At 74.7% G+C, this 6,000-nt stretch carries 4 protein-coding genes; all 4 read left to right on the top strand.

Annotated features, from left to right (window positions below; translation table 11 throughout):
- The first annotated feature begins 387 nt into the window (after nt 1-387).
- Nucleotides 388-1,650, top strand: coding sequence for an MFS transporter (locus tag ABD363_RS24270; protein WP_344607076.1), 1,263 nt, complete (start codon nt 388-390; stop codon nt 1,648-1,650).
- Between the two features lie 66 nt (nt 1,651-1,716).
- Nucleotides 1,717-2,301 carry an NADPH-dependent FMN reductase gene (locus ABD363_RS24265; RefSeq protein ID WP_344607074.1) on the top strand — a complete coding sequence of 195 codons (585 nt, stop codon included), beginning with the start codon at nt 1,717-1,719 and terminating at the stop codon, nt 2,299-2,301.
- A gap of 1,152 nt (nt 2,302-3,453) precedes the next feature.
- Nucleotides 3,454-4,815 (top strand): bifunctional o-acetylhomoserine/o-acetylserine sulfhydrylase, encoded by a 1,362-nt coding sequence (locus tag ABD363_RS24260; protein ID WP_344607072.1) that lies wholly within the window; start codon nt 3,454-3,456, stop codon nt 4,813-4,815.
- A complete protein-coding gene (gene metX / locus ABD363_RS24255) occupies nt 4,812-5,969 on the top strand; it encodes a homoserine O-acetyltransferase MetX (protein ID WP_344607080.1) in 1,158 nt (385 codons plus the stop codon). Before ABD363_RS24260 ends, metX begins: the two co-directional genes overlap by 4 nt.
- The last annotated feature ends 31 nt before the right edge of the window (nt 5,970-6,000 follow it).

The following is a 6,000-nucleotide window of genomic DNA, read 5'->3' as shown; positions in this document are numbered from 1 at the left end:
GGCGGTCCGGACCGCCGCATCGGGCCGCTGCTCACACCCGGCGCCTGGTCCGTGGGCGGCGCGCCCGGGGCGTCGCGGACGGCGCCCGGCACAACGCCGGCCCGCCGCGGGAGACGGACCGGGGGCGACCGGCACCGCGTGCCCGTGAGCACCGCCGCCGGTCGTCCGGGGTGCGGCGGCCGCGGCTCAGTTCCCGCGTTCGTGAAACGCGGCGCGGGGGCCGTTCGTGAAACGCGGCGCGGAGGCGGGGACGCCGCCGCGCCGGTTCGCGGGGTGACGCGCCGTCACCGCTTGACCTCGACTTAAGTTCAGCTCCTAGCGTGGACGGCACATCGAGCGACCCGCCCGGGTCGCTCCGCGGCCCCATGTCCCCGAGGAGATGCACAGGTGCGCCCCGAACCGACGGTGCAGGACCACGGCAGGCGAGGCCGGCACGGCGGGGCGGCCGTGCTGGTGCTCGCCGGCACGCTCACGATCATGGCCGGAGCCGTGGTGTCGCCCGCGATACCCGGCATACGCGCCGCGTTCGCGGACACCGCCGACGCCGACCTGCTGGCCAGGATGATCACCAGTGCCCACGCGCTCGCGATCGTGCTGTTCTCCCCGTTCGCGGGCGCTCTCTCCGAACGGATCGGCCGCAGACGGGCTCTGGTGACCGGGATGCTCGCCTTCGCGGTGGGCGGCAGTTCGGGCTTCTGCCTGCCCGACCTGGTGAGCATCCTCGCCGGGCGCGCCGTGCTCGGCGTCGGTGTGTCATTGATCATGATCAACAGCGTGGCCATGATCGCTGACCTGTACGAGGACACCGAGCGGCAGCGGCTGCTGGGCCGTCAGACGGCCGCCGGCGCCTTCGGCGGCGTGGTGCTGCTGGTCGGCGGCGGCGCGCTGGCCGGACTGGGCTGGCGGACGGTGTTCCTCGTCTACCTGCTCGGCGCGGCGCTCGCGGTGCCCGCGCTGACCCGGCTGCCGGAGACCCGGGCGAAGGAGACAGCCGACCGCCCGGCCGGGGAGGGACCGGTGCGGCCCGCCCGGCGCGGACTTCCGCCCGGCGTGACGGCGGCGCTCGCCGCCATGTTCCTCGGCCAGGTCGCCTTCTACTCGGTGCCGGTGCAGGTGCCGTTCCTGGTGGAGGACCACTTCCACGCCGGTTCGGTGGCTTCCGGCGCGGTCATCGCGGTGCAGACGCTCACCACGGGCCTGGTGTCGCTGCGCTTCGCCCCGATCCGGCGCCTGGCGGGGGAGTACGCCCTCGTCGCCGCCGCCTTCGCCGCCATCGGCGTCGGCTACCTGGTGCTGTCCCTGGCCCCGCACGTCGCCGTGCTGGCCCTGGGCACGCTGGTCATGGGCGCCGGTCTGGGCGTGCTGATGCCGACACTGAACGGCTGGGTGATCGGCGAGGCACCGCCCGAGGCACGCAGCCGCTACGCGGGCTTCCTGACCACCGCGCTGTTCCTGGGCCAGTTCCTGGCCCCGGTCGTCACCCAGCCCGTGGTGCGGGAGCTCGGCATCCAGCCGACGTTCCTCGTCATCGCGGCCGGCGCCTCGCTGGTCGCCGTCGGCTGCCTCGCCGGCGGCCGGCGGCGCACGGCGGCGGACACCGCGTCGCCGGGCGTCCGTGCCGAACGCCGCGGTGCTTCGCCCGCTCCCTGACTTCCTGTCGGCTCATCGACTTCCTGTCGGCTCATCGACTCGACCATCACGACCACGAGGAGAAAAATGTCCACGACCCCGCTGCGTATCGCCGTGATCTGCGCCAGTGTCCGGGAAGGCCGGTTCGGTCCGACGGTGGCCCGGTGGATCACCGGCCAGGCCCGCCGGCGCGGCGACGTCGAGGTCGACTACCTCGACCTCGCCGACCACCCCCTGCCGGTCGGCCTGTCCCGGTCCCCCTCGGCCGAGGTCGCCGAGGCCCTCGGCCGGGTGACGCCCCGGCTGGAGAACGCGGACGCGTTCGTCGTGGTGACCCCGGAGTACAACCACAGCTACCCCGCCTCGCTGAAGAACCTCATCGACTGGCACTACACGCAGTGGCGGGCCAAGCCGGTCGGCCTGGTGTCGTACGGCGGTCTGGCGGGCGGCCTGCGCGCGGTGGAGCACCTGCGGCCGGTCTTCGCCGAGCTGCACGCCGTCACCATCCGCGAGCAGGTGAGTTTCCACAACGCCTGGGACAGGTTCGACGAGAACGGAACCCTGAAGGAGCCGGAGGCCGCCGAGGCCGCCGCGAAGACCATGCTGGACCAGCTCACCTGGTGGGGCGAGGCGCTGCGGGAGGCCCGGCGGAAGCGGCCGTACGGTCAGTGAACACGAGGTCCGCGGGGGCCGGCGGGTTGCCGCGGGGACGCGGCGGCCCGTTGCGCGCGTCCACCGGACGGCCCTGCCCGCCCTTCGCCCGAGACGGAAACCGGCACCCCGCACGGCCCGGACCCGTGAACGGCCACCGGGCTCGTTCCGCGGGCGGCCGACGCGGGCCGGCGCCGGGGGACCCGCCGCCGGCCCGGTGGCGGAACTCCTCGCCTCCTCCGGAGGGCACACCCGAAATTGCCGGACGGCCGTTCGAAAACCGACGGCGTGGAAGGGGAATCCCGCGCCGGGCACGGCCGGCAAACCGGCGGCGGAATGCATTCACCGCCCGCCGGGCCGGGGCGACGGACGGGGGAGGCGCCTCGGCGGACTCACCGATGGTGAAAGACGCTCACGTTCTCGCGGTGACCCGGCGCGCGGAGCACACGCCCGACCCCGTGGACCGGTGACGGCCTTTCGGTCACCGCGGAGCCGCCCCCGCGGGGCCGGAAGCGGTTCGGCGGACCGCCGTCCCGCGCGGCCGCCGCGGAGCCGCCGAGCCCGCCGGCCGGCACGGGGCGTGCCCCGCCCGGCCGCTGCGCCACCCCGCTCCCGCGGGGTCCTCACAGCTCACGGTCCGCTCCCTCGCTCCCGGCGCCGGGACGGCGCGCCCCCGTGCGCCGCCGCCCCGGCGCCCGGACGACGCCCGTGACCGGGCGGCCGCCGCGGCCGGAATCCGGGCGGACACCACGCGGAAGCGACGAGGTTCGCACAGGGGTACGGAAAGCTTCGGAAAGCGTCCTTTCCGAAGGGGCGGGCACCCTTGCATTCCGTCGAGTCGTGCGGATTTCGAAAATGTGCGCGGGGGCGGTCGAGGGATTTCCGTGGTGCGCCTGACCGGGTTTTCTTCCGCACTGTGACAAACATATGTCAACGTCGACCTGTGGCTGGTGCGTGGTGTTCCCCTGTGGTTTTCTCCCTTCACGGCCGCGCGGCAATGCGCCGCCCGGAGCCGCGTCATCCCTCACCGCCGCCCGTCCCGTCGCGAACCGACGCAAGATCCCGACCAGCCCGCTCACGGCGGCGACCCGACGTGTCCCCGCCCGCCCCCATGGGCGCCGCCGCCCACGCCGCGTCCCCGCACGCCGTGCACCTCCGGAGGAAAGAAGAACGATGAGCCAGCCCCTCGACTCCGTCACCGCAGGCCACACCCCCGAGGAGGCCCCGGCCGGGCCCGACACCTCGGCCTGGTCGTTCGAGACCAAGCAGATCCACGCCGGCGCGCACCCCGACCCGACGACCGGAGCCCGGGCGACCCCCATCTACCAGAGCACCTCCTTCGTCTTCCGCGACACCCGGCACGCCGCCGACCTGTTCTCCCTCGCCGAGCCCGGCAACATCTACACCCGCATCCACAACCCCACGCAGGACGTCTTCGAACAGCGCGTCGCGGCCCTGGAGGGCGGCGTCGCGGCGGTGGCCCTGGCCTCCGGGCAGGCCGCGGAGACGCTGGCGATCCTGACCGTGGCGGGCGCCGGCGACCACATCGTCTCCAGCACCTCGCTGTACGGCGGCACGTACAACCTGCTGCGCCACACCCTGCCCCGGTTCGGCATCGAGGTGTCCTTCGTCGACGACCCGGACGACCTCGACGCCTGGCGGGCGGCGCTGCGCCCGAACACCAAGGCCCTGTTCGCCGAGACGCTGGGCAATCCGCGCGGCAACGTCCTGGACGTACGGGGCGTGGCGGACGTGGCCCACGAGCACGGCGTCCCGCTGATCGCCGACAACACCGTGCCGACGCCGTACCTGCTGCGGCCGATCGAGCACGGCGCCGACGTCGTCGTCCACTCGGCGACCAAGTTCCTCGGCGGGCACGGCACCACGATCGGGGGCGTCGTCGTCGACGGCGGCACCTTCGACTTCGGCGCGCACCCGCAGCGGTTCCCGGACTTCACCGAGCCCGACCCCAGCTACCACGGCCTGCGGTACTGGCCGGCCCTCGGACCGGGCGCCTACGCGATCAAGCTGCGGGTGCAGCTGCTGCGCGACCTCGGACCCGCGATCGCGCCGCACTCCGCCTTCCTGCTCCTACAGGGCGTGGAGACCCTCAGCCTGCGCATCGAACGGCACTCGGCCAACGCCCAGGCGCTCGCCGAGTGGCTGGAGCAGCGCGACGAGGTCGCCGCCGTGCACTACCCGGGGCTTGCCTCCAACCGCTGGTACGAGGCCGGGCAGCGGTACCTGCCGCGCGGCGCCGGCGCGGTGCTCTCCTTCGAGCTGCGCGACGGCGTCGAGGCGGGCAAGCGGTTCGTGGACGCCGTCGAGCTGTTCAGCCACCTGGCCAACATCGGTGACGTCCGCAGCCTCATCATCCACCCGGCGTCCACCACCCACAGCCAGCTGGACGAGGAGCAGCTGGCGGCGACGGGCGCCTCGCCGGGCCTGGTGCGCCTGTCCGTGGGCCTGGAGAGCCTCGCCGATCTCAAGGCCGACCTCGAGGCCGGTTTCCGCGCGGCCAAGGGCGCGTCCTGAGCACCGCGCTCGCTCGCGAGGTCCCCCTCCCGCCGGCCACCGGGGCGTGGCAGGAGGGGGACCCGCCGGGGCGCCGTCGGTGGCACACGCTGGCCAGGCCCCTGCCCCTGGAGGCGGGCGGTGAACTGCCCGGTGTGCGGCTGGCGTTCGAGACGTGGGGGCGGCTCGCCCCGGACCGCTCCAACGCCGTCCTGGTGCTGCACGCGCTGACCGGCGACAGCCACGCCGCAGGACCGGCGGAACCGGGCCACCCCACGCCCGGCTGGTGGGACGGGCTGATCGGCCCGGGCCGCGCGCTGGACACCGACCGGTGGTTCGTCGTCGCCCCCAACGTGCTGGGCGGCTGCCAGGGCAGCACCGGACCGTCGTCGCGCCGCGGCGACGGCCGGCGCTGGGGCGGCGCCTTCCCGTACCTGACGCAGCGGGACCAGGTCGCGGCGGAGGCCGACCTCGCCGACGCGCTGGGTGTCGAGCGCTGGGCGCTGGTCCTCGGCGGGTCCATGGGCGGGATGCGGGCCCTGGAGTGGGCCGTCGGCCGTCCGGGACGCACCGCCGCCCTGCTGCTGCTGGCCACCACCGCCGCGGCGAGCGCGGAACAGATAGCCTGGGCCAACGTCCAGCTGCACGCCATCCGGAGCGACCCGTACTGGAACGGCGGCGACTACCACGACGCCGGACCCGGGCGCGGCCCGCACGCCGGTCTCGGCCTGGCCCGGCGCATCGCCCACGTCACCTACCGCAGCGAGCCGGAACTGCAGCAGCGCTTCGGGCGCTCGCCGCAAGGCGCCGAGGACCCGTGGCGCGGCGGCCGCTACCAGGTGGAGTCCTATCTCGACCACCATGCCGCCAAGCTGGTCCGCCGGTTCGACGCGGCCAGCTACGTGGTGCTGTCGCAGGCCATGAACGGCCACGACGTCGGGCGGGGCCGCGGCGGCCTCCGGGCCGCCCTGCGGCGGGTGACCGCCGACACCCTGGTGGCCGGGGTGGACTCCGACCGGCTCTACCCGCTCGCCCAGCAACGGGAGATCGCCGCCCTGGTCCCCGGCGCCGACGGCGTACGGGTGGTCGAGTCGCCGCACGGCCACGACGGCTTCCTCGTCGAGCGGGAGCAGGTCGCCGCCCTCGTCCGCGAACTCCTCGACCGGGGGAGATGACCGGCGCCCGGCGCTCTTCCCCGCGTGTCCG

Origin of the sequence: Streptomyces glaucus (assembly GCF_039533365.1) — a bacterium.
In the GTDB taxonomy this organism is placed as follows: Bacteria; Actinomycetota; Actinomycetes; order Streptomycetales; family Streptomycetaceae; genus Streptomyces; species Streptomyces glaucus.
This window is presented reverse-complemented; position numbering and strand designations above follow the sequence as displayed.

What these genes read in the sequence shown, in the direction of transcription:
- ABD363_RS24260 (WP_344607072.1), top strand. Translation starts at nt 3,454, where the DNA reads ATGAGCCAGCCCCTCGACTCCGTCACCGCAGGCCACACCCCCGAGGAG.
- ABD363_RS24265 (WP_344607074.1), top strand. Translation starts at nt 1,717, where the DNA reads ATGTCCACGACCCCGCTGCGTATCGCCGTGATCTGCGCCAGTGTCCGG.